The following is a 22,610-nucleotide window of genomic DNA, read 5'->3' as shown; positions in this document are numbered from 1 at the left end:
AAACGCGGCATGAGCCGCGTTTTTTTATGGCAGGGTGGTAGCCACCGGTTGCAACAGCTTGCTGCACTGGGCCACCGGCATGGGCTTGGCCAGTAAATATCCCTGGATCTGATCGCATCCCTGAGCCGCCAGAAAGTTGAATTGGGCCTGGGTTTCCACCCCTTCGGCCACCACCTTTAAATCCAGGCTGTGGGCCAGGGCAATGATGGCACTGGTGATGGCGGCATCTTCCGGATCATCTGAAATATCCCGCACAAATTCCTTGTCAATTTTAAGGGTATGAATGGGAAAACGTTTCAGGTAGGCCAGACTGGAATAACCCGTACCGAAATCGTCCACGGCGAGCGTCAGTCCCAGGGCATCGAGCTGGGTCAGGATGGCAATGGATTCCATGGGATGCTGCATCACTGCCGATTCGGTCAGCTCCAGCTCCAGCAGCGCAGCGGGCAGCCGATAGCGTTGCAGGGCTTGTTGCAGTTCATCCACAATATGGTGATTAAGCTGTTTCACCGACAGATTGATGGCCACCGGTAACGGTTGCAGCCCTTGTTGCTGCCAACGGGTGAGCTGCTGGCAAACCTGTTGTAGCACCCAGGTGCCGATGCTGCAGATCATGCCGGTTTCTTCGGCCAGTGGAATGAATTCCGCAGGCGATACCGGCCCCAGGGTTGCACTGTGCCAGCGCAGCAGCGCTTCCATGCCCACCAGCTTATTGCCGGTTATCTGGTATTTTGGCTGGTACACCAGCTGCAATTCATTATTGGCCAGTGCCTGTTTTAAGCCGGTTTCCAGCTGCATGTGGCGCATGGCCGCCTGGTTCAGGTGGGTGGTGTAAAACTGGAAATTGTTCCGCCCCATGGCTTTGGCATGATACATGGCGGTGTCGGCAAATTTCAGCAGCTCTTCGGTATCGGTGGCGTCATCGGGGAACATGCTGATGCCGATGGAGGTGGTGATGTCCAGCACCGCATTGCCGCAGGTAAAGGGTTGCTTGAGCGTGTCGATAATGCGTTGGGCAATCAGGGTGACGGCCTGGGCGTGGGGCACGTCTTCCAGAATGACGGTAAATTCATCACCGCCAATGCGGGCCACGGTATCGTTGTGGCAAATCACCTGGCGCAAACGCTTGGCCACGGCCGCCAGCAGCTGATCGCCTACCTGATGGCCTTTGGTATCGTTGATGTTCTTGAAGCGGTCCAGATCCAAAAACAGCAGTGCCACCTTGCGCTGGTGTTGCGCCCCGTAAGTGAGGGCATGCTGCAGGCGGTACTGGAACAGTGGCCGGTTGGGCAGATGGGTGAGCTGATCATAATTGGCCATCAGCCGCAGGTCTTCCTCTGCCTTTTTGCGCTCGGTAATATCGTTGAACACCATCACCAGATGGCTGGTGTTGCCCTGCCGGTCGCGCACTTGGTTGATTTCCATCCACACCGGTAATTTGGCGCCCTGCCGGGTGCGCACCTGGATTTCATCACACCAGCTGTGTTGCTGCAGCAAGCGTTTTTCGGTCTGGCGGTAAAAATCCCGGGGGTAGAGACTTCGGGTGAGAAACAGCACCGGTCGGCCTTTTATGTCTTGCGGCGTGAATCCGGTAATGTGGGTAAAGGCCGGATTCACATCAATCACGCAGTAATTGAGGTCGGTGATAACCACCGCTTCATTCATGCTGTTGAGCACTTGATAGGACAGGCGTAGCTGGTCTTCCTGGTGTTTGCGCAGGGAGATGTCGGTCAGGGTGCCTGCCATGCGGATGGGGTTGCCGTGTTTGTCCCATTCGACGGCTTTTCCCCGGTCCAGCCCCCAGCACCATTGACCATCATGGTTTTGCAGGCGGTATTCAGCCTCATAAAACGGGGTTTCGTTATTGATGTAACGTTGCATGGCATGGGTGATTTTAGGCAAGTCATGGGGATGCACCTGCTGGTAAAAAACCTGGCGCTCCATCTCTTCGCAGTATTCGTTATCCCCTTCCTGATTGGTGATATACAGGTGATTACTGTGAATTTGCCAGTCCCACATTCTGCCGCCTGAGCCCAAAAGTGCCAGGCGCAGGCGTTTTTCCGAGGTGCTTATCTCCTGCTGCAACCGCCGCTCGTGGCGCCGTCGGCGCAGGTAATAACGGGTGAGCAGCAGCAATAGGGTCAGGGTCAACACACAATAAAGCGCATAGGCCCACCAGGTGCGGTAGTAAGGGGGGCGGATATGGATATCGGCCAGCACTTGTGGCGTGCCAAGCCGGTTACCATCCAGCTGGTGGCGTCCCCAAAGGCGATAATGGCCGGGTGTAAGATTGGTATAACTGACCCTATGTTGCGACTGCAATTGAGTCCAGTCATGGTCTTCGCCTTCCAGGCGGAAACTGAAGTTATTATGCCCTGGATAACTGAAATCACCGGTGGTAGCGGTAAAGTGCAGCACTTTGTCGCTATAGGGAATGGTGATTTTATGATTGCATTTGAGGCAGTAAAAAGGGTGCTGCTGGTTACCGAATTGCCAGGATGCCAAGGCCACTTTTGGCTGGTGACGCAGTTCGGGAATGGCTTCGGGATAGAAGTGGTTCAGCCCGTTAATGCCGCCGAACCAGATGCTGCCATCCTTGTCTTGCCAGCGCACGCCGCCATTGAATTCCAATGCTTGCAGGCCTTCATTTTCATTAAAGCTGTCGATGTGATGGTTGTTGGGGTTGATGCGGCTTATCCCTGCATTGCTGCTGAACCAGATAAATCCCTGCCGGTCTTCCGCCAGTGCGTAAATGGCACTGTTGGGCAATCCGTCTTCAGGCCCCAGGCGAATAAATTCCCCCTGCGCATAGCGAACCAGTCCGCCATGGGTGGCCAACCAGATGCTGCCATCGCTGGCAGGAAGGATGTCCCGCACAAACGAGTGGGGCAGGGCCTTGCCAATAAAGGGCAGCGTCTCTCCGGTATCCGGGTTCCAGCGATAGGCGCCAATCATGGTGCTGACCCACAGCGAGTCGCCCACACTTTGAATATCAAAGATGAACTGCCGGGGTTCGTTGTTCTCCGGCAGAATGTCATTGGCAGCGCTGATGGCCAAAACCTCGCGGCTTTGCGGAACGAACTGGTATAACTGCTTGCCGGCGGCAAACCAGAGGCGCTGTTTGGCATCAATAGTGAGGGTACTGATTGTCCCCAGCCCTCGGGTTTCTTCATAGATGGCCAGTTTGCCGCTTGCATCAAGGCTTGCTAGCCCGTCACTGGTGGCCAACCATAATTGCTGCCGGGCATCTTCAACAATGTCCATCACACTCAGGTGCAGGGCATTGGCGTCCTTCCCCAACACTTTGGAGAACAGGGAGTTAAACGAGTGAAAAACGCCTTGTTGATCCAGCCGGAACAAGCCGGCGTTATCGGTGCCCAGAAACAGCTCGTTGTTACTGCGGCGGAAGATGGCGCGAAAATTATTGTAGTGCTGCTGCCTGAACGGTTCCTGGCGATTGTAAATGTGCTGAAAATACTGCCTGCTGATATTGATGCGGTTAAGCCCCGAATAACGGGTGCCAATCCAGAGGTTGCCCTGCTTGTCCAGCAGTAGGTTGAAAATGTCATCGTCACTCAAGCCATCGGCATCATAGGGGCTGTAGCGGTAGTGATGTTCCTGCCATTGGCCGTCTTGTTTTTGCAGGTGGACAAGACCGCTGCCATCGCCGCCCAGCCAGAGTTCATTGGCGGAAATAAAGGTAAGATCATGAATGGGTTGTTGGTGGGGAAGCTGATAAATGCGTTTGGGGGTGGCAAACAGGGTGGGGTAGTACCAAAGGCTGTCGCCTTGGGTAAGCCATAAGCTGTGGTCCGGCGCGTGGGTTACCTGCCCGATGGTGGCATTGCCCGGAGGCAGGTGCACCGGCAGCCACTGGCCGGCGCGGTAAATGAAGGCGCCGGCAGTGGCGGTGGCCACAAACAAGTTATCCTCATCCACGGCATGCAAGGCGGTGACTTCAAGGTTTGGCTGCTGGGCAACATTAACCGGCAGCATTTGTTGCTGGTCATCACTGAGCTGGTATAACCCCTTGGGTGTGCCTATCCATAAGTGCTTGCCAATGGTTGCCATTTCCACAATTTGCAGGCTGTTAAGTCCCTGAGCCTTGCCGTAGCGGCGAAAATTGTTGCTGGCGGGCTGGAACAGGTTCACGCCGCCGCTGTAGGTGCCTACCCAGAGCCTACCGTCACTGCTTTGTACGATGTCGGTGATGAAACTGTCGCTGAGGCTGTCGTCGCGAAACGGGTCATGCAAAAACAGGTTGAAGCTGGTGCCGTTATAACTGTGCAGACCGTCTTGGGTGCCCACCCATAAAATGCCGCCTTTATCCTCTTCCAGCGAGTAGATGGTGTTTTGGTGCAAGCCGTTAAGGCTGTTGATGTGCTGGAACCTTAGCTGGGACAAGGGGCTGGCCCAAAGCGGGAAGAATAATGTGCCAAGACAGCACAGCTTAACGAGCAAACTCAGGAGCCTGGACAAAAAACAACCTGTAACATGACGATGGATGACGGGAGCCACATCTTATAACAAACACAATGGGGCTGCCTATTGGCAACACGCATAAAAAAGGCCTTGCCGGAAGGGGAGGAAGCAAGGCCTTTTTGCTTAGAACTCAGTTAGCTGGGCTGATAGTCCTGGGGCACGCATACCGCCCCCTCCATCAGCACCCTGGCGCTGCGGCTCATGATCACTTTTTCCACTTGCCAAACGCCTTGGTGGTTCTGGGCTTTCGCTCCCACTTTCAGGGTGCCGGACGGGTGACCAAAACGTACCTGGCTGCGTTCACCGCCACCGGCCGCCTGATTCACCAGTGTGCCGGGAATGCAGGCCGCAGTGGCAATGGCCACGGCAGCGGTGCCCATCATGGCGTGATGCAGCTTGCCCATGGACAGCGCCCGCACCAGCAGGTTGATGTCATCGGCATTGACCGTTTTGCCGCTGGAGGCGGTGTAACTTGCCGCCGGTGCCACAAAGGCAATCTTCGGTGTATGTTGCCGGGTCTTGGCCTGTTCCAGTGAGTCAATCAGTCCCATCTGCATGGCGCCGTAGGCACGTAACAGCTCAAAGCGTTGCAGCGCGGCGGTATCGCCGTTAATGGCCTCTTGCAGCTCGGTGCCGGTGTAGCCGATATCGGCGGCATTGACAAAAATGGTGGGAATGCCGGCATTGATCAACGTGGCCTTGAGCTTGCCGCCTGCAACCACGGTTTCGGGCAATGTCAGTTCGTCCACCAGATTGCCTGTGGGGAACATGGCCCCGCCGTCACCCTCTTCGGCCGGATTGATGAATTCAATCTGCACTTCGGCTGCCGGAAAGGTTACGCCATCCAGTTCAAAGTCTCCGCATTCCACCACTTGCCCGCGGGATACAGGCACATGGGCGATGATGGTTTTATGGATATTGGCCTGCCAGATGCGAACGGTGCAGATGCCTTCGTCAGGAATGCGCTCGGCGCTGACCAGCCCGTTGCTGATGGCAAAGGCCCCTACGGCGGCGGTCAGGTTGCCGCAGTTGCCGCTCCAGTCAATAAAGGGCTTGTCGATGGCCACTTGGCCAAACAGGTAATCCACATCATGGCCGGGTTGCTCGCTGCGGCTCAGAATCACCGTTTTACTGGTGCTGGAGGTGGCGCCGCCCATGCCGTCAGTGTGTTTGCCGTAAGGGTCCGGGCTGCCAATCACCCGCAGCAGCAGGGCATCCCTCGCCGCACCGGGCTGCTGTGCGTCTGCTGGCAAATCCTGCAAGCGGAAGAACACGCCCTTGCTGGTGCCGCCACGCATGTAGGTGGCGGGAATTTTTATCTGCATCTTGGCCATCATGCCTGTCCCTGTTCTTGTAAAAAGTCCTGGGCAAAGCGCTGCAATACGCCGCCGGCATTATAAATCGCCACTTCCTCGGCGGTATCAAGCCGGCACTGTACCGGTACTTCCAATGTGCTGCCGTCTTGCTTGTGTACCAGCAATGTCAGCGTGGCACTTGGTGTGCGCTCACCCAGAACATCGAAGGTTTCGGTGCCATCGATGCCCAGGGTTTCCCGGTTGGTGCCGGGCAGGAACTGCAGCGGCAATACGCCCATGCCCACCAGGTTGGTACGGTGGATGCGCTCAAAGCCTTCGGCCACAATCACTTCCACCCCGGCAAGGCGAACCCCTTTGGCGGCCCAGTCACGGCTGGAGCCCTGACCATAGTCCTTGCCGGCAATGATGCACAAGGGCTGTTGGCGTTGCATGTAGGTTTCAATGGCTTCCCACATGCGCACCTGTTTGCCCTCCGGCTCGATGCGAGCCAGTGATCCCTGGATCACTTGGCCGCCGTCGTCCTTCACCATTTCGTTAAACAGTTTCGGGTTGGCAAAGGTGGCGCGCTGGGCGGTCAGGTGATCGCCGCGGTGGGTGGCATAAGAGTTGAAGTCTTCCTCCGGCAGCCCCATTTTTGCCAGATATTCACCGGCAGCGCTGGTGGGCAAAATGGCGTTTGAAGGCGACAGGTGGTCGGTGGTGATGTTGTCACCCAATACTGCCAGTGGCCGCATGCCCTTGAGGGTGCGCTCCCCGGCCAGTGCGCCTTCCCAGTAAGGGGGGCGGCGAATGTAAGTGCTCTGTGGCCGCCAGTCGTACAGTGGATTGATATGTTCGCCGTATTCCACTTTCAGGTCGAACATGGGTTCGTATACCTGACGGAATTGCTCAGGTTTTACCGACTGGCGAATGATGGCGTCAATTTCCGCATCATCGGGCCAGATGTCTTTCAGGGTAACCGGTTGCCCTTGGGCATCGGTGCCCAGCACGTCCTTTTCAATGTCAAAGCGGATGGTGCCGGCAATGGCATAGGCCACCACCAGCGGCGGCGAGGCCAGGAATGCCTGCTTGGCATAGGGATGGATACGACCATCGAAGTTGCGGTTGCCGGACAGCACGGCAGTGGCATACAGGTCGCGGTCGATGATTTCCTGCTGGATTTTAGGGTCCAGGGCACCGCTCATGCCGTTACAGGTGGTACAGGCAAACGCCACAATGCCAAAGCCCAGCTGTTCCAGATATGGCAGCAAACCGGACTCTTCCAGATACAGCGCTACCGCTTTGGAGCCGGGGGCCAGTGAGGTTTTCACCCAGGGTTTGCGTACCAGCCCTTTCTTGACGGCATTACGTGCAATCAGCCCGGCGGCAATCACGTTACGGGGGTTACTGGTGTTGGTGCAGCTGGTAATGGCGGCAATAATCACAGCGCCGTCTGGCATCAGGTTATCAAGCTGCTCCACTTCACCGCTGATCCCCTTGGCCGCCAAATCGCGGGTGGCCACCCGTTTATGGGGGTTGGACGGGCCGGCAATGTTGCGCACGACGCTGGCCAAATCAAAGTGCAGTACCCGTTCATACTGGGCATCTTGCAGGGTATCGGCCCACAGACCCGCCTGCTTGGCATAGGTTTCCACCAGTTGCACTTGCTGCTCTTCACGGCCGGTCAGGCGCAGGTAATCCAGGGTCTGCTGGTCGATGGCAAACAGGGCGGCGGTGGCGCCATATTCCGGGGTCATGTTGGAGATGGTGGCCCGGTCGCCCAAGGTCAGGTGGGGTACGCCATCGCCAAAGAATTCCAGATAGGCCGACACCACTTTTTCGTTACGCAGGAATTCGGTCAGCGCCAGCACGATATCGGTGGCAGTGATCCCGGGCTGGGGTTTACCGGTCAGCTCCACCCCGACAATGTGGGGCAGACGCATCCAGGAGGCACGTCCCAGCATGACGCTTTCGGCTTCCAGTCCGCCTACGCCCACGGCAATCACCCCCAGTGCATCCACATGGGGAGTATGGCTGTCGGTACCCACCAGTGTGTCGGGAAATGCCACGCCATTTTGGGCGTGTACCACAGGTGACATGCGCTCCAGGTTAATCTGGTGCATGATGCCGTTGCCCGGTGGAATGACATCCACGTTACGGAATGCGGTTTTGCACCAGTTGATGAAATGGAAACGGTCTTCGTTGCGGCGATCTTCAATGGCGCGGTTTTTTTCGAAGGCATCCTGTTCAAAACCGGGATGTTCCACCGCCAGGGAGTGATCCACAATCAGCTGGGTGGGCACTACCGGATTGACTTTGGACGGGTCTCCGCCTTTGCTGGCAATGGCGTCACGCAGCCCTGCCAAATCCACCAGTGCGGTTTGTCCCAGAATGTCATGGCACACGACCCGCGCCGGAAACCAGGGAAAGTCCAGCTCGCGCTTGCGTTCAATCAGCTGCAGCAGGTAACTGTCCAGTTTTTCGGGGGCGGCCCGGCGCACCAGGTTTTCAGCGTGTACGCGAGAGGTATAAGGAAGGGTCGCCCAAGCACCGGGTTTGATGGCATCAACGGCTGCGGCGGCATCGTAATATTCAAGGGAAGTGCCGGCTAGGGGCACACGAAATGCTGTATTCATAATGGTTTTACCCATAAGTCTGTTAGCTTGCGCGGGCAGTGGCTGCCCGCGAGAACCCAAGTCCGGTGTGAGCCGGACTACCGCTGTTCGATAGGTGTAACCATGCGTGGTGCCTCTCCAACATAATCGGCACTAGGACGGATGATACGGTTATTGGCACGCTGTTCCATGACGTGTGCCGCCCAACCGGTCAGTCGCGAACAAACGAAGATCGGTGTAAACAATTTGGTGGGAATGCCCATGTAGTGGTAAGCGCTGGCATGGAAGAAGTCAGCGTTACAGAACAGTTTCTTCTCTTTCCACATCAGCTCTTCACAGGCTACGGACACTTTGTACAGCCGCTCATCGCCGGACTCTTGCGAAAGTTTCTCAGACCAGGACTTGATGATGGCGTTGCGGGGATCCGATTCACGATAGATGGCGTGACCGAAGCCCATGATTTTTTCCTTGCGCTCCAGTTTGCCCAGCAGGGTGTGGCGGGCATCGTCTTCATCGCGCATGTTCTGGATGAGTTCCATGGCCGCTTCGTTGGCGCCGCCGTGTAACGGGCCGCGCAGGGAGCCGATGGCACCGGTGATGCAGGAGAACATGTCTGACAGCGTGGAAGCGCACACACGGGCGGTGAAGGTGGAGGCGTTGAACTCGTGTTCAGCGTACAGGATCAAGGACACATCCATGACCCGGGCATGCAGTGGTGACGGCTTCTTGCCGTGCAGCAGGTGCAGGAAATGGGCACCAATCTGTTCATCGTCGGTGTCGGTGTCAATGCGCACCCCGTCGTGGCTGAAACGATACCAGTAGCAGATGATGGACGGGAATGCGCCCAACAGGCGATCGGCCACATCCTGCTGTTCACTGAAATCATTTTCCGGCTCCAGGTTACCCAGCATGGAGCAACCGGTACGCATCACATCCATGGGATGGGTGTTGGCCGGAATGCGCTCCAGCACTTCTTTCAGTGCCTGGGGCAGGCTGCGCAGCCCCTGCAGTTTTTTACGATAAGCGGCCAGTTGTGCCACATTGGGCAGCTCACCGTAGAGGATCAGATAAGCCACTTCTTCAAAGCTGACCTGTTCTGCCAGATCTTTTACGTCATAGCCGCGGTAGGTGAGCCCTGAACCGGACTTGCCTACGGTACTCAGCGCTGTTTCACCGGCGCTTTGTCCGCGCAGGCCGGCACCACCCAGTTTCTTATCTGTCATAACTGCTTCCTCTATTCCATTAAATGCTTTTATGTATTGGCAACTTGTTGCGTCCAAGTCGGCCTGCTGCGTTTTCCCCACAAAATGGCAGCAGGCCATGACGTTGCCTGTTATTTGCTGAACAGCTGATCCAGCTTGTCTTCATATTGGTGGTAACCCAGATAGTGGTACAGCTCTTCCCGGGTTTGCATGGTGTCCACCACGTTGCGTTGATGGCCGTCGGCCACCAGTGCCTGCATCACTTTCAATGCGGCTTTGTTGGCGGCGCGGAATGGGCTCAGTGGATAAAGCACCATGTCGGCGCCTACTTCGGCCAACTGTTCCTTGTTGAACAGTTCGGTTTTGCCAAATTCGGTCATGTTGGCAAGAATGGGCGCTTTGACCACCTCTTTAAAACGCACATATTGCTCAAGCTCGGTAAGGGCTTCGGCAAAGATCATGTCGGCACCGGCCTCAATATAGGCGGCGGCACGCTCAATGCCCGCTTCCAGTCCTTCACCGGCCACGGCATCGGTACGGGCCATGATGACGAAGTTTTCATCCTGACGGGCATCCACGGCAGCCTTGATGCGATCCACCATCTCTTCGGTACTGACAACTGCCTTGTTGGGACGATGGCCGCAACGTTTCTGGGAGACCTGGTCTTCCATGTGCACGGCGGCCACACCGGCTTTTTCAAACTCCTTGATGGTGCGGGCAATGTTAAAGGCGCCGCCCCAACCGGTATCAATGTCCACCAGCAGTGGCAGTTCGGTGGCGGAGGTGATGCGGCTGGCATCAATCAGTACGTCGTTCATGGAGGTCATGCCCAGATCCGGCAGACCATAGGAGGCGTTTGCCACCCCGGCACCTGAAAGATACAGGGCCTGAATGCCGCATTGCTCTGCCATCAGGGCAAAGTAAGCGTTTGTGGTGCCAACAATTTGCAGTGGCTTGTTGTTAACAACTGCCTGGCGGAATCTCAATCCGGCGCTTGATTTCATCTGTCTCTCCTTTGGCCGCATCAGGAAATGGTCAGCGGCTTGCCTGTCTGGCTTTGTGACTGAAGCTGTTTCAATTTCTGTTCGGTATTCTTGCGTCCCTGCTCGATGTGGCGCTGCATCAGCAGCCCGGCAAGTTCTGCATCACGCTGGGCAATGGCCTCCACGATGCGGCGGTGCTCGGCTATGGCCCTCACCGGCCGGGGACTATGGTTGGTGCATTGATAACGGTACATGCGCAGCAGGTGGTAAAGGCCGCCTATCAGGGTTTCCTGCAGGTGGCGGTTACCGCTGGCGCGGATAATCTGGTAATGAAAGTCCACGTCACCTTCCTGCTGGAAGTAACTGTCGCCCTGTGCCAGGGCGGCTTCTTGCCGTTCCAGCAATTGCCACAGCTCATTGAGCTGTGCATCCGTGATGCGTCGGGCGGCTAACTGGCAGGCCATGACCTCCAGGGTGCTGCGCAATTCGTACAGGTCGTTGAGTTCGTCCACGGTCAGCGCTGCCACCCGGGCACCCACGTGCGGGATGCGCACCACCAGTCGTTGGCGCTCCAGCTGTTGCAGTGCTTCCCGTGTGGGACCGCGACTGATGCCATATTTTTCTGCCAGTGCCTGTTCATTGATTTTGCTGCCGGCAGGCAGCTCACCCTTGATGATGCTGGTCTGGATTTGCACCAGTATCTGCTCCACCAAGGTGAGGCTTTTTTCCTGGGGGATAAAAGCCGGTAAATCTGTGATTGATGGCGGCTGGCCCATGGCATTTCCTGTCGAATAAATGTGCATTGACCTTAAGATTAGTGATGATGATTGTCAACAATATGCCATGTTAGACTTACGTCTAACAAAATTTTCTAATGGAAAATAATTGTTTAATAACAATAAAATATAAAAACATTTGTGAAATTTTTTCTGAAAATTCAGTTGTCGCTAAAGTACATTTTGTCGACAATTTGTGATGATGGGGCAACGCAAAGGTTTGGGGTAAAATCAGCAGGGGTGATTTATGGGAGAAATGACGGGTGGATGAGGGGAAAATACTGGTAAGTGCCTGCTTGATGGGGCGCAAGGTTCGCTACGACGGGAAAGATAACCTGCTGCAGGATGCGCGCATGGCCCATTGGCAGGCCGGTGGTTATCTCATCAGTTTTTGTCCGGAGGTTGCCGGTGGCCTGGCCATTCCCAGAACCCCGGCCGAGCGGATGGGGGCGCGTATCATCACCCGTGATGGCCAGGATGTGACGGGCGCTTTTGAGCGGGGGGCAAGGCTTGCCCGGCAGTTGGCGCAACAGCAGCAGGTGGTGATGGCCATATTGAAAGCCCGTAGCCCTTCTTGCGGCGTAGGGCAGATTTATGATGGCAGTTTCAGTGGTCAGCTGGTGGCTGGCGATGGCCTGACGGCGGTGGCGCTGCGTGAGATGGGCATTGCGGTGTTTAGCGAGTTACAGCTGGATGTCGCCGCTGCCTGGTGGCAACAGCGGCAACGGGGTTTGGCGTGAATCAGGGCAACGTTTGCGGTTGATAACTGCCGGTGGTGGCCTGATGTTGTTGCAGCAACTGGCCAATCTGATGATCTTTTTGCTCCCATAGCTGGTTGAGCCAGCGCTGGAAGGCCACCCGGTATTCCGGGTTGTTAAAGTATTTGTCCCCATCTACCTGTGGCACTGGCAGTGATTCAATGCGAATGACGATTTTATGCACTTGGCCATGCATCACGGCCTTGAGGATGTCCTTGGGCGCATCGGGGTACACCATGGTGACATTCAAGAGGGCGTTGAACTGCTCTCCCATGGCCGACAGGGTAAAGGCAATACCACCGGCTTTGGGCTTGAGTAAATGCTGGTAAGGGGAGTTTTGCCGTTGCCGCTTGTCTTGGGTAAAACGGCTGCCTTCCACATAATTGATGATGGAGGTGGGCAGGGATTTGAATTTTTCACAGGAGCGCCGGGTGGTGGCCAGATCCTTGCCTTTCAGCTTGGGATTCTTTTTCAGCTTCTCCGGGCTGGTACGGTTCATGAACGGCATATCCAGTGCCCAGCATCCCAGCCCCATCAATGGCACGTACAGCAGCTCCTTTTTCAGGAAAAACTTCAACATGGGAATATGGTTACGGAAAATATAAGTTTGAGCGGCAATATCAAAACCACTCAAATGGTTGCTGATTAACAGATACCAGCCGTTTTTCTGCAGATGCTCCAGCCCCTGTACATCCCACTCTACCTTGGCAATCAGGTGCAAAATGCCGCCGTTGCATGTGGCCCAGGCCCACATGAAGGTATTCATCAAGCGGGTGACGGTGACCTGCCATGGGCGCCAGGGCAGCAGCTTGAACAGGCCGCCAAGGCACACCAGTCCGCTCCAGAACAGGGTATTGAGGATGAGCAGTACGGTGCTGATGACAAACAGTACCGGCGCCGGCAGAAAACTCAGCATCAGGCCCCTCCTTTGGCTTTTGCCTGCAGTTGTGTCAGCACCTGATCCTTATGGTGCCAAATTTGGTTAAGCGTTTCTTGGAAATGCTGCTTGAACTCCCGATCATTCATGTAGTCGCCGCGCAAATCCTGGGTGATTTCCCGTAATTCCACATGTACATACACTTCGGGCAGACGACCGCAGATGTAGTCCCAGAAAGTGGGAATGCGATGGGGATAATAAATGGTGACATCCAGCAATTGCTGGATTTGCTCCCCCATGGCTGACAGCGCAAATGCCATGCCGCCGGCACGGGGCCGCAGCAAATGGCGATAGGGCGATTTTTGCCGCTGCTGCTTTGACGGCTGAAAACGTGTGCCCTCAACAAAGTTCATCACGCTTACCGGATTGTATTTGAATTTGGCGCAGGCCTTGCGGGTGATTTCGATATCCTTGCCCCGCAGCTTGGGATTCTTTTTCAGTTGGGCGGTGGTGTAGCGCCGCATAAACGGAAAATCCAGTGCCCACCAGGCCAAACCCAATACCGGCACGTAAATGAGCTGTTGTTTCAAAAAGAATTTCAGGAACGGGATCTTGCGGTTGAGCAAGCGCTGTAGGATCAGGATGTCTACCCAGCTCTGATGGTTGGCTATCACCATGTACCACTCATTTACCGACAGCTCTGGCATGGCATCCACATGCAGCTTGAGGGGATGGAACAGCTTTTCAATCAATCCGTTGGTACTGATCCAGGCAGTGGCGCAGCGATCCAGAAAACGGCTGCAGAGCCGTTTTATCGCACGAAACGGCAATAGCAGTTTAACCAGGCTGCCCAACAATACGGGAATGCACCACCAAAGGGTGTTAACAACATAACAGCAAAAAGCGAGACCGCCACGAATGAAAGACAACGTTTGAACCCCGTTACAGGATGGAATTTTGGCTGCTTATGTTACCTGTTGCCGCCGCAAGGCTCAATCGTGACTGGGCGGATGAGTGGTGACGGGGGGAGCCCATGGCCGGCGTGAAGCGCCAAAGCCCTCGGTAGTTCTCACCATAAAGCGGTTAATGGGGCCTCTTTTATGGCAGGGGGCGAAGGGCTGCAGATGAAAAAAGCCCGGCGCATTGGGCACCGGGCTGCATTTTTTACCTGATTTCGGTACCGGCGTTAGCGGCTTAGAAATGGTATTTAACAATCACGGAATACGTATTCTGATCAATACCGTCTACACCGTATTTGTTTTTCCAGTAATCGTATTCCAAACCTACCATCAGGCGGTTTTTCTGTGCGGCGCCAAAGATGACGGCACCCAGGTCATATTTGACTTGAGGGTTAAAGTGGATGTTTTCTTTATAGAAAGCATCATTGGCGGCAAATACCCAGTCAATGTAACCGTCAAAAACGATGCTGCTGTTACCTACCGGGAAGTCCATGCGCCATACCGGGGTAAACTGCCAGCCGGTACTGTTGTTATTGTTGGCATCGCGGCGGTAAGTGTTCAGCTGCAAGTATGAGAAATAAGGCACTTTGAAATCCAGGCCCACACCATACAGGAAGCTTTCCACATTGCCTTCACCGTGTTCATAGGTAAGGGCGAGAGATACATCGGAAATGGCACCATAACCTACCTGCTGCCCCAGGATTTTACTGGCGCTGAAACGGGGTGAAATTTCACCGTAGTTGGTGTTGGCATCACCATTGGCATCATTGAAATGGATGAAATCGTGGAACAGGAACCAGTCGCCGTATGTCCAGCCACCGGCAGACTCGATGGTCACAGTGGTTTGTTCTTCAGAAGGCGCCAGTTTGTAGTTATCGCCGTAAAGTACGGTGGCACTGGTGTCAGTCCACTGTACCAAGTCTTCACTGAATGCTTGTGGTGACAGCAACAGTGCCAGCAAAAGGCAGGTTTTTTTCATCATGGGTTATCCCTGGTAGTAGAGTAATAAAAATGTGAGTGTCTTGCCCGGTATCGTTATCCATCGGTGACAGAAGCATCTCCCCCTATGGTTGAATTCTGCGATTCTCCCCGGCATTAAAAACCAAGGCAATATAGGGAAAAACCGCGCCAGACTCAAAGAATTTTTATTGTTTAGCCGTTTTTCTTTTATGATGATTTAATCTTTGAAATCCCAAGCTATTTCTTGATTTCTTGCACATATGTGGCGTGGCTTCCCGTGAGGGAATGCCAAATTTGTGATCTGATGGTGTCTTGTGCGGATATTTCCCACCCTCTGTTTTGCCTGTCTCGGGGTAATTTTTCATTGAAGCGGATGACATATTATGTCTTAATGTTCCAATACGGTTGCTATAGTGGTGCGATGAAGACCTGACTTTGAGGAGGAAACCCAATGATGTCTTCAGATCCTGTGGGGTACTGGATAATTGCCGGCGTGATACTGATGGCGGCAGAACTGGTGATCCCCGGCGGTATAGTGGTGTTTTTAGGCAGTGCCTGCCTGGTGGTGGCCGGCGCCCTCTGGACAGGGATAATCCATGGCTGGGTGCAGGGCCTGACCCTATGGTTCATCAGCTCCATTGTGTTACTGCTGAGTTTTCGACAGTTGACGCAGCGGATGATGGGGGGAGATTCACATATCGATAATACTGATGAAGAACTGGACCTCTACAATCAGCTGGCACAGGTAAAAGAGACGATTGGCCCGGGAGAAAAAACCGGACGCATTCATTTTCAAGGGGCTGACTGGCCTGCACTGGGGGATGGTAGCGTCATTCCTCCCGGCGTGCAGGTGCGGATCATCTGTCGTGATAACATCGCTTTGGTCGTTGAGCCATTGCCAGATGGCAAATGACATAACACACAAGGAAAGATTATATGCTGGCTATTACCATTTTAATCCTGCTGGTGGGCTTCATCCTCTACAAACTCATGCTGATTGTGCCGATGCGCGAAGTGCATGTGATTGAGCGTTTGGGTAAATTCCGTACGGTACTGGCACCGGGATTCCATTTTTTGATCCCCTTCTTTGACCGGGTGGCCTATCGTCACGACACCCGGGAACAGGTATTGGATGTGCCACCCCAGAGCTGCATTTCCAAAGACAACATCCAGCTGGAAGTGGATGGCCTGGTATACCTCAAGGTGATGGACGGCAAACTCGCCAGCTATGGCATTGAGGATTATCGGCTGGCGGCGGTGAATCTGGCGCAAACCACCATGCGCTCTGAAATCGGCAAACTGACCCTGAGTGAAACCTTCTCGGAGCGTGAACGGCTCAATGAGGCCATTGTGCGTGAAATAGATAAAGCTTCCGATCCCTGGGGGATCAAGATGCTGCGCTATGAGATTAAAAACATCAGCCCGTCACGGCATGTTATTCACACCCTGGAAAAACAGATGGAAGCGGAGCGGCGCAAGCGGGCGGAAATCACCCTGGCCAACGCAGAAAAAGAAGCCATGATCAACCTCTCCCAAGGGGAGCGCCAGGAAGCGATTAACATCTCTGAGGGGCAAAAGCAAAAGCGCATTAATGAGGCGCAGGGGACAGCCCAGGAGATTGCCATCGTAGCCAATGCTCAGGCCCAGGCCATGGCAATGGTGGCACAGGCACTGGCGGTCAACGGTGGCAATGAAGCCATGAACATGCAGCTTAAAGAGCAATTCATTGAGCAGATAGGTGAAGTGATAGCACAGGCGGATATCGCCGTGGTACCAACGGATTTGGCAAAAATGGAAGGTTTTTTCGAAGGCATCGAACAAGTGACCCACAGCGTTAAAGGAGCAAAAGCATGATACTGGATCCATTTGAAGTCGATATGCTGCTATTGGCCATCTGGGGGTTTATTTTCCTGGTGTTCATCGTCAACCTGTTTCGCTCCATCCGTTTGGTGCCCACCAAATCCGCTTATATTGTCGAGCGGCTTGGTAAGTACCACGCCACGCTGGATGCTGGTTTTCACGCGCTGATCCCCTTTGTGGACAAGGTGGCTTACATTCACGATCTGAAAGAAGAAACCATTGATGTGCCACCACAGGAGTGCTTCTCCAGTGACGAAGTGAACGTAGAGGTTGATGGGGTGATTTACCTGTCGGTGGTGGACCCCGTCAAAGCCAGTTACGGGGTGACCGATTACCGCTATGCCGCCATTCAGCTGGCGCAAACCACCACCCGCTCGGTGATTGGCACCCTGGAGCTGGATCGCACCTTTGAGGAGCGGGATCTTATCAGCGCCAAAGTGGTGGAAGTGCTGGATCAGGCTGGAGCCACTTGGGGCATCCGGGTGCACCGTTATGAGATTAAAAACATTACGCCACCGGAAACCGTCAAGAATGCCATGGAAATGCAGGTGAATGCCGAGCGGGAACGCCGGGCATTGCTGGCAAAAAGTGAAGGTGACAAACAGAGTAAAATCAACCGCTCTGAAGGGGTCAAGCAGGAGATGATCAACCTGTCAGAAGGGGAGATGCAGCGGCGGATTAATGAAGCGGAAGGTAAGGCGCAGGAGATTACTGCGCTGGCCAAGGCTACTGCCGACTCCATTGAAAAACTGGCGGCGGTGATCAGTGCGCCTGGCGGGCACAACGCCTTGCGCATGCAGCTGGGTGAGCAGTATCTGAGCAAATTGCATCAACTGGGTAAACCGGGAAGCCGGGTGGTGCTGCCGGCCAATCTGGTGGATTTCCAGCAGTGGATGGGCACCATTGGCTTGCAAGAAGACACCCCTGATCGCCAGTAAGTGTATCGGGACACCAAACAGCAAAAAGGCCGCAATGATGCGGCCTTTTCAATGGTCAATGCAGCGGTTATTTAGCGCGTTTCATCGCGGTAAAGAACTCTTCATTGGTTTTGGTCATGGCCAGCTTGTCGATAAGGAATTCCATGGCACTGACTTCATCCATCGGATTGAGGATTTTGCGCAGGATCCACATTTTCTGCAGTTCGTCCGCAGTCGTCAGTTTTTCTTCGCGGCGAGTGCCGGAGCGGTTAAAGTCAATGGCCGGGAACACGCGTTTTTCAGCGGCCTTGCGTGACAGATGCAGCTCCTGGTTACCGGTACCTTTAAACTCTTCGTAAATCACTTCATCCATCTTGGAGCCGGTGTCGATAAGCGCGGTGGCAATGATGGTCAGGCTGCCGCCATGCTCAATGTTACGGGCGGCACCAAAGAAGCGCTTGGGACGATGCAGGGCGTTGGCATCCACACCACCGGTCAGTACTTTACCTGAAGAAGGCACCACGGTGTTGTAGGCCCGGGCCAGACGGGTGATGGAGTCAAGCAGGATCACCACATCCTTTTTGTGTTCCACCAAACGCTTGGCTTTTTCAATCACCATTTCGGCCACTTGCACATGGCGGCTGGCAGGTTCATCAAAGGTGGAGGCAATCACTTCACCTTGTACCAAACGCTGCATTTCAGTCACTTCTTCAGGGCGTTCGTCAATCAACAGCACCATCAATACCACTTCCGGATTGTTATAGGTGATGGATTGGGCCATGTTTTGCAGCAACAAGGTTTTACCGGCTTTTGGCGGTGCCACAATCAAGCCGCGTTGCCCTTTGCCGATAGGAGAACACAAATCCAGAATACGGGCGGTAATATCCTCGGTGGAACCGTTACCACGTTCCATGCGCAGGCGCTCTTCTGCATGCAGTGGCGTCAGGTTTTCAAAGAGGATTTTATTGCGGGAGTTTTCAGGTTTGTCGAAGTTAACTTCGCTGACCTTGAGCAGGGCAAAATAGCGCTCGCCTTCTTTTGGCGGACGGATTTTACCAAAAATGGTATCCCCGGTGCGCATGTTGAAACGGCGGATTTGGCTGGGTGATACGTAGATGTCATCCGGGCCTGCAAGATAGGAACCGTCAGCACTACGCAGGAAGCCAAAACCGTCCTGCAGGATTTCCAGTACGCCGCCGCCGAAAATGTCTTCGCCGCTTTTCGCGTGAGCCTTAAGGATGGAGAAAATGATGTCCTGCTTGCGAGTGCGGGCCATATTTTCCAGATTCATCTGTTCGGCCAGAGCGACTAAGTCAGCAATAGACTTGTTTTTTAATTCAGTTAAATTCATTTTGGTGGGTCTTGTGTTTAGCGACAAAGCTTACGCGCGTGCTCAATCACTCAAAATGGATTTGAAGGAAATTGATTGAACTGCGAGAAGTGGATATTAGATAGAATTTGGTTAATAAGTTAGCACTATAAAACGGGAGCGTCCAGCAATTTGCATGCCCGGCAGGCAAATTCTTGTGATTGCGTGCCGGGTATCACGACGGGGCTTAGATCTGCGCGTCGATAAACTCTTTCAACTGTGTTTTAGACAGTGCGCCCACTTTGGTTGCCGCCAGTTCACCGTTTTTGAACAACAGCAGGGTGGGGATGCCACGAATGCCATATTTGGCTGGGGTGGCGTTGTTCTGGTCAACGTTGACTTTGGCAATGGTCAGTTTGCCGTCGTATTCATTGGCAACGTCATCAAGGATAGGCGCGATCATTTTACATGGACCACACCATTCGGCCCAAAAGTCTACCAGTACTGGTTTTTCTGATTTCAGCACTTCGGCTTCGAAGCTGTCATCACTTACATAGATAATTTTATCACTCATGATCTTCTCCATTGATTGCCATTACTGGTCTGTAAATGGCATTACCTGTATATTGGGGCTGGGGAACGGTAAATCAAGTTATCGTTTTTTCTTGTTGCTATTTCAAACTATCGAGTATCTTATTGCAACCCAAAACTGGTATGCTGCCGCTATGAGCGAAACACATTTATCTCAACAAAAATTTGCTGATCTGCCACTGCATTCTGAAGTGATTCAGGCACTGGCGGAAAACGGCTTTGAATTCTGTACGCCAATTCAGGCACTATCACTGCCGGTGCTGCTGGAAAGCAAAGACATTGCTGGCCAGGCACAAACCGGCACGGGTAAAACCCTGGCCTTTCTTGTTGCCACTTATGATTACCTGTTATCCCATCCCGCCCCGGAAAATCGTCAGCTGAATCAACCCCGGGCCATTATCATGGCGCCTACCAGAGAACTGGCTATCCAGATTGCCAAAGACGGTCAATTGCTGTCTAAGCATACCGGATTAAAACAAGGCATTGTTTATGGCGGTGAAGGCTATGATGTCCAGCGTAAAGTGCTGGATGCCGGTGTGGACATTCTGATTGGCACCACTGGCCGCATCATTGACTATGTGCGTCAGGGCGTGATTAATCTGGGGGGCATTCAGGCGGTAGTGCTTGATGAGGCGGATCGCATGTTTGATCTGGGCTTTATCAAGGACATCCGTTTTCTGTTCCGCCGCATGCCCGCAGCCGATCAGCGGTTGAACATGCTGTTTTCCGCCACCTTGTCGATGAAGGTGCAGGAACTGGCATACGATCACATGAATGATCCGGTGAAAGTGGAAATCGCCCCGGAAGAGAAAACCTCGAAAAACATTAAAGAGGAACTCCTTTACCCGTCCATGGCGGATAAAGTGCCACTTTTGCTGACCCTCATTGAAGAAGACTGGCCAGAAAAAGCCATCGTGTTTGCCAACACCAAACACCAGTGCGAAAACCTCTGGGGTTGGCTGGAAGGTGATGGCCACCGGGCGGGATTGCTGACCGGTGACGTGCCCCAGAAAAAACGGCTGAAGATTCTGGAACAGTTCACCAAGGGTGAGCTGGACATTCTGGTGGCGACCGACGTTGCTGCCCGTGGCCTGCATATTCCCCATGTGTCCCATGTCTATAACTTTGATCTGCCAGATGATTGCGAAGATTATGTACACCGCATCGGCCGTACCGGTCGCGCCGGGGAAAAAGGCAATTCTGTCAGCTTTGCCTGTGAAGAATACGCCTTGAATCTGCCCGCGATTGAAGATTACATCGGACATCCCATTCCGGTGACGTCTTATGATCAGGATGCCCTGCTGGATGACATTCCGGCACCGGTCAAACTGCATCGCCGCGCGCCGCGCAACAAACGGGAACGCACCCAAGGTAGCCGCTCAACGGGACGGCGCCCCGATCGCAATCGCAGGAACTGATATCGTTGAGTCTTTACGCCGCGATTACGCTTGGCTCCAATAGTTTCAACATGCTGGTGGCCCACACGCTGGGCACCAGACCTGCCGTTATTGCCAAATACAAACGTAAAGTGCGCCTGGCTGAAGGGATAACGCCGGAAGGGGTTTTGCAGCCGGAAGCCATGCAGCGGGGGCTGGATTGCCTGGCCATGTTTGCCAGGATGTTGCAGCAGCATGGCGTACCGGCCACGAATGTGGCGGTTGTTGCCACCGCAGCGCTACGCAGCATCAATAACGCCGATGAATTCCAGCAGCGGGCGTTACCGGTACTGGGGCATCCCATCGAGGTGATTTGCGGGATGCGGGAAGCCGAATTGATTTACCAGGGCATGGTGGCAACCACCCAGGGGGCCGGACGGCGCTTGGTGATTGATATTGGCGGTGCCAGTACGGAATTCATTGTGGGTGATGGTGAAACCCTGCTGTTCAAAACCAGCTTGCCCTTTGGCAGTGTCACTTACAACCAGGCCTTTTTTACATCGGCGCCGCTGCAACAGCTGGATTTTGATGATGTGCGCGCTAGCGTCAGTGAGGCACTGGCAACCCATCAACAAACCTTGCTGGATTTGGGTTGGCACGGGGTTGTGGGGGCTTCCGGTGCGGTGCAGTCCGTGGTTGAAGTGTTGCAGCATCGTGGCAGCTCGGAAATCATCACGCTTGAGGTGCTGGGGCAACTCAAGTTGGAAATTCTGGCGGAAACGTCACTGGCATTGCCGGGGATTCGGGGCTTGTCCCGGGAGCGGGCTCCCACGTTCGCCGCGGGCGTGGCCATTTTGCTGGCGCTGTTTGAGCTGCTGCATATCCAGCAGTTGTCGCTCTCCGGTGGGGCGTTGCGAGAAGGCGTGTTACTGATGCTGGCGCAGCGAGTGGCGATGCAAGACCGCCCTTAGGCTCATGTTCCCATTTATCAAAAAAGACCGCATTTGCGGTCTTTTTGCCATTTGGCACACGCGGCTTAACCGAGAATGTTGGCCAGGTCTTTTTCCAGGGAAATGGTCGGACGCTCAACAATGCGGCCGATTTCCTGTCCATCCTGAATGACCATAAAGGTGGGAATACGCTGGAACTGGTAATGGGCCGCCAGTCCTGCAGGATCCTGTTTTTTACGGTCTACCCCGATAAATTTTACCGTGATGTTGGGGTTGTTAACCGCTTCCATTATTTTGATAAAGCGCGGGGTTTCCCGGTGGCAATCCGGGCACCATGTGCCGATAATCACTACAATTTCAGTGGCTTTGGTAATTTTTTTCAAGGGAGCAATGGCTGCCGTATCTACTTGATAACTGGCGTATCCCTCGGCAAATGGAGCTTCAGCAACAAGCTGCTTACCCTCAATTATGCCGGTCAGAATCTCTTCTTGTTGTTCCTGTTTACAGGTTGCCATAAAGCCGCCTTCGTTTTCTTTAAAATTACAACCGTCACTGGCCAGCGTTTGACTACTGAAGATCAGGGCTGCCGCGACCAGTAATTTATTCATGTTATGTTGCATTGTACTTCCTTCACGCATCCTCACCAAGCTGATGATTAAAACATCAGTTTCCATCTTAAAAAAAGAAGTAAATAACATGA

Annotated in this window: 18 protein-coding genes; 6 read left to right on the top strand and 12 right to left on the bottom strand. The window is 54.1% G+C overall.

Annotation, left to right across the window (positions count from 1 at the left end; translation table 11 throughout):
* Nucleotides 1–24 precede the first annotated feature (24 nt).
* The 6 genes from ACIDEJ_RS09560 to ACIDEJ_RS09535 form a co-directional block, all read right to left on the bottom strand.
* Nucleotides 25–4,404 carry an EAL domain-containing protein gene (locus ACIDEJ_RS09560; protein ID WP_411987841.1) on the bottom strand — a complete coding sequence of 1,460 codons (4,380 nt, stop codon included), beginning with the start codon at nucleotides 4,402–4,404 and terminating at the stop codon, nucleotides 25–27.
* A gap of 212 nt (nucleotides 4,405–4,616) precedes the next feature.
* A complete protein-coding gene (prpF, locus tag ACIDEJ_RS09555) occupies nucleotides 4,617–5,816 on the bottom strand; it encodes a 2-methylaconitate cis-trans isomerase PrpF (RefSeq protein ID WP_411987907.1) in 1,200 nt (399 codons plus the stop codon).
* Entirely contained in the window at nucleotides 5,816–8,413 is a 2,598-nt protein-coding gene (gene acnD, locus ACIDEJ_RS09550; RefSeq protein ID WP_411987840.1) for a Fe/S-dependent 2-methylisocitrate dehydratase AcnD, read from the bottom strand. Before acnD ends, prpF begins: the two co-directional genes overlap by 1 nt.
* Before the next feature lie 77 nt (nucleotides 8,414–8,490).
* Nucleotides 8,491–9,615 (bottom strand): bifunctional 2-methylcitrate synthase/citrate synthase, encoded by a 1,125-nt coding sequence (prpC, locus tag ACIDEJ_RS09545; RefSeq protein WP_411987839.1) that lies wholly within the window; start codon nucleotides 9,613–9,615, stop codon nucleotides 8,491–8,493.
* A 110-nt stretch (nucleotides 9,616–9,725) separates the two neighbouring features.
* A complete protein-coding gene (prpB, locus tag ACIDEJ_RS09540) occupies nucleotides 9,726–10,598 on the bottom strand; it encodes a methylisocitrate lyase (RefSeq protein WP_411987838.1) in 873 nt (290 codons plus the stop codon).
* A gap of 20 nt (nucleotides 10,599–10,618) precedes the next feature.
* Complete coding sequence (locus tag ACIDEJ_RS09535; RefSeq protein WP_411987837.1) at nucleotides 10,619–11,353, bottom strand: GntR family transcriptional regulator; 735 nt, start codon at nucleotides 11,351–11,353, stop codon at nucleotides 10,619–10,621.
* A gap of 263 nt (nucleotides 11,354–11,616) precedes the next feature.
* Here ACIDEJ_RS09535 and ACIDEJ_RS09530 point away from each other — a divergent pair, with 263 nt between their 5' ends.
* Nucleotides 11,617–12,093, top strand: coding sequence for a 2-thiouracil desulfurase family protein (locus ACIDEJ_RS09530; RefSeq protein WP_411987836.1), 477 nt, complete (start codon nucleotides 11,617–11,619; stop codon nucleotides 12,091–12,093).
* Between the two features lies 1 nt (nucleotide 12,094).
* Here the strand turns inward: ACIDEJ_RS09530 and ACIDEJ_RS09525 are convergent, their stop codons facing one another.
* The 3 genes from ACIDEJ_RS09525 to ACIDEJ_RS09515 all read right to left on the bottom strand — a co-directional run bounded on the left by ACIDEJ_RS09525 (nucleotide 12,095) and on the right by ACIDEJ_RS09515 (nucleotide 14,926).
* Entirely contained in the window at nucleotides 12,095–13,027 is a 933-nt protein-coding gene (locus ACIDEJ_RS09525; RefSeq protein ID WP_411987835.1) for an acyltransferase, read from the bottom strand.
* A complete protein-coding gene (locus tag ACIDEJ_RS09520; protein WP_411987834.1) occupies nucleotides 13,027–13,917 on the bottom strand; it encodes an acyltransferase in 891 nt (296 codons plus the stop codon). The genes ACIDEJ_RS09525 and ACIDEJ_RS09520 overlap by 1 nt, the downstream gene beginning before the upstream one ends.
* Before the next feature lie 265 nt (nucleotides 13,918–14,182).
* Nucleotides 14,183–14,926, bottom strand: coding sequence for an ion channel protein Tsx (locus ACIDEJ_RS09515; protein ID WP_411987906.1), 744 nt, complete (start codon nucleotides 14,924–14,926; stop codon nucleotides 14,183–14,185).
* A 432-nt stretch (nucleotides 14,927–15,358) separates the two neighbouring features.
* Between ACIDEJ_RS09515 and ACIDEJ_RS09510 the strand changes: the two genes are divergently transcribed.
* The 3 genes from ACIDEJ_RS09510 to ACIDEJ_RS09500 are packed head-to-tail and all read left to right on the top strand — an operon-like array spanning nucleotide 15,359 to nucleotide 17,705.
* Nucleotides 15,359–15,820 carry an NfeD family protein gene (locus ACIDEJ_RS09510; RefSeq protein WP_411987833.1) on the top strand — a complete coding sequence of 154 codons (462 nt, stop codon included), beginning with the start codon at nucleotides 15,359–15,361 and terminating at the stop codon, nucleotides 15,818–15,820.
* Between the two features lie 23 nt (nucleotides 15,821–15,843).
* The gene (locus ACIDEJ_RS09505) at nucleotides 15,844–16,761 is read left to right on the top strand and encodes an SPFH domain-containing protein (RefSeq protein WP_411987832.1); all 918 of its coding nucleotides are present in this window, start codon (nucleotides 15,844–15,846) and stop codon (nucleotides 16,759–16,761) included.
* Nucleotides 16,758–17,705, top strand: a complete 948-nt coding sequence (locus tag ACIDEJ_RS09500; RefSeq protein ID WP_411987831.1) for an SPFH domain-containing protein — start codon at nucleotides 16,758–16,760, stop codon at nucleotides 17,703–17,705. Before ACIDEJ_RS09505 ends, ACIDEJ_RS09500 begins: the two co-directional genes overlap by 4 nt.
* Nucleotides 17,706–17,772: 67 nt before the next feature.
* Here ACIDEJ_RS09500 and rho read toward each other — a convergent pair whose 3' ends face one another.
* Together rho and trxA are read right to left on the bottom strand one after the other, a co-directional pair.
* Complete coding sequence (gene rho, locus ACIDEJ_RS09495; RefSeq protein WP_411987830.1) at nucleotides 17,773–19,035, bottom strand: transcription termination factor Rho; 1,263 nt, start codon at nucleotides 19,033–19,035, stop codon at nucleotides 17,773–17,775.
* A 205-nt stretch (nucleotides 19,036–19,240) separates the two neighbouring features.
* Nucleotides 19,241–19,567: a thioredoxin TrxA gene (gene trxA / locus ACIDEJ_RS09490; RefSeq protein WP_411987829.1), complete on the bottom strand. Its 327-nt coding sequence runs from the start codon at nucleotides 19,565–19,567 to the stop codon at nucleotides 19,241–19,243.
* A 151-nt stretch (nucleotides 19,568–19,718) separates the two neighbouring features.
* Between trxA and rhlB the strand changes: the two genes are divergently transcribed.
* Nucleotides 19,719–21,002 carry an ATP-dependent RNA helicase RhlB gene (rhlB, locus tag ACIDEJ_RS09485; protein ID WP_411987828.1) on the top strand — a complete coding sequence of 428 codons (1,284 nt, stop codon included), beginning with the start codon at nucleotides 19,719–19,721 and terminating at the stop codon, nucleotides 21,000–21,002.
* 50 nt (nucleotides 21,003–21,052) lie between these two features.
* On the top strand, nucleotides 21,053–21,931 hold the full coding sequence (locus tag ACIDEJ_RS09480) for a Ppx/GppA phosphatase family protein (RefSeq protein WP_411987905.1): 879 nt from the start codon (nucleotides 21,053–21,055) through the stop codon (nucleotides 21,929–21,931).
* Between the two features lie 65 nt (nucleotides 21,932–21,996).
* Here the strand turns inward: ACIDEJ_RS09480 and ACIDEJ_RS09475 are convergent, their stop codons facing one another.
* Nucleotides 21,997–22,530, bottom strand: coding sequence for a thioredoxin family protein (locus tag ACIDEJ_RS09475; protein WP_411987904.1), 534 nt, complete (start codon nucleotides 22,528–22,530; stop codon nucleotides 21,997–21,999).
* Nucleotides 22,531–22,610 lie beyond the last annotated feature (80 nt).

This window comes from Shewanella mytili (genome assembly GCF_046765975.1).
Classification (GTDB): Bacteria; Pseudomonadota; Gammaproteobacteria; order Enterobacterales; family Shewanellaceae; genus Shewanella; species Shewanella mytili.
This window is presented reverse-complemented; position numbering and strand designations above follow the sequence as displayed.

Bases quoted from the DNA above. Each gene is read 5' to 3' on its own strand.
- prpF (WP_411987907.1), bottom strand. From the start codon at position 5,816: ATGGCCAAGATGCAGATAAAAATTCCCGCCACCTACATGCGTGGCGGC.
- acnD (WP_411987840.1), bottom strand. From the start codon at position 8,413: ATGAATACAGCATTTCGTGTGCCCCTAGCCGGCACTTCCCTTGAATAT.
- prpC (WP_411987839.1), bottom strand. From the start codon at position 9,615: ATGACAGATAAGAAACTGGGTGGTGCCGGCCTGCGCGGACAAAGCGCC.
- prpB (WP_411987838.1), bottom strand. From the start codon at position 10,598: ATGAAATCAAGCGCCGGATTGAGATTCCGCCAGGCAGTTGTTAACAAC.
- ACIDEJ_RS09535 (WP_411987837.1), bottom strand. From the start codon at position 11,353: ATGGGCCAGCCGCCATCAATCACAGATTTACCGGCTTTTATCCCCCAG.
- ACIDEJ_RS09525 (WP_411987835.1), bottom strand. From the start codon at position 13,027: ATGCTGAGTTTTCTGCCGGCGCCGGTACTGTTTGTCATCAGCACCGTA.
- ACIDEJ_RS09515 (WP_411987906.1), bottom strand. From the start codon at position 14,926: ATGAAAAAAACCTGCCTTTTGCTGGCACTGTTGCTGTCACCACAAGCA.
- ACIDEJ_RS09510 (WP_411987833.1), top strand. From the start codon at position 15,359: ATGATGTCTTCAGATCCTGTGGGGTACTGGATAATTGCCGGCGTGATA.
- ACIDEJ_RS09505 (WP_411987832.1), top strand. From the start codon at position 15,844: ATGCTGGCTATTACCATTTTAATCCTGCTGGTGGGCTTCATCCTCTAC.
- ACIDEJ_RS09500 (WP_411987831.1), top strand. From the start codon at position 16,758: ATGATACTGGATCCATTTGAAGTCGATATGCTGCTATTGGCCATCTGG.
- rho (WP_411987830.1), bottom strand. From the start codon at position 19,035: ATGAATTTAACTGAATTAAAAAACAAGTCTATTGCTGACTTAGTCGCT.
- trxA (WP_411987829.1), bottom strand. From the start codon at position 19,567: ATGAGTGATAAAATTATCTATGTAAGTGATGACAGCTTCGAAGCCGAA.
- rhlB (WP_411987828.1), top strand. From the start codon at position 19,719: ATGAGCGAAACACATTTATCTCAACAAAAATTTGCTGATCTGCCACTG.
- ACIDEJ_RS09480 (WP_411987905.1), top strand. From the start codon at position 21,053: ATGCTGGTGGCCCACACGCTGGGCACCAGACCTGCCGTTATTGCCAAA.
- ACIDEJ_RS09475 (WP_411987904.1), bottom strand. From the start codon at position 22,530: ATGCAACATAACATGAATAAATTACTGGTCGCGGCAGCCCTGATCTTC.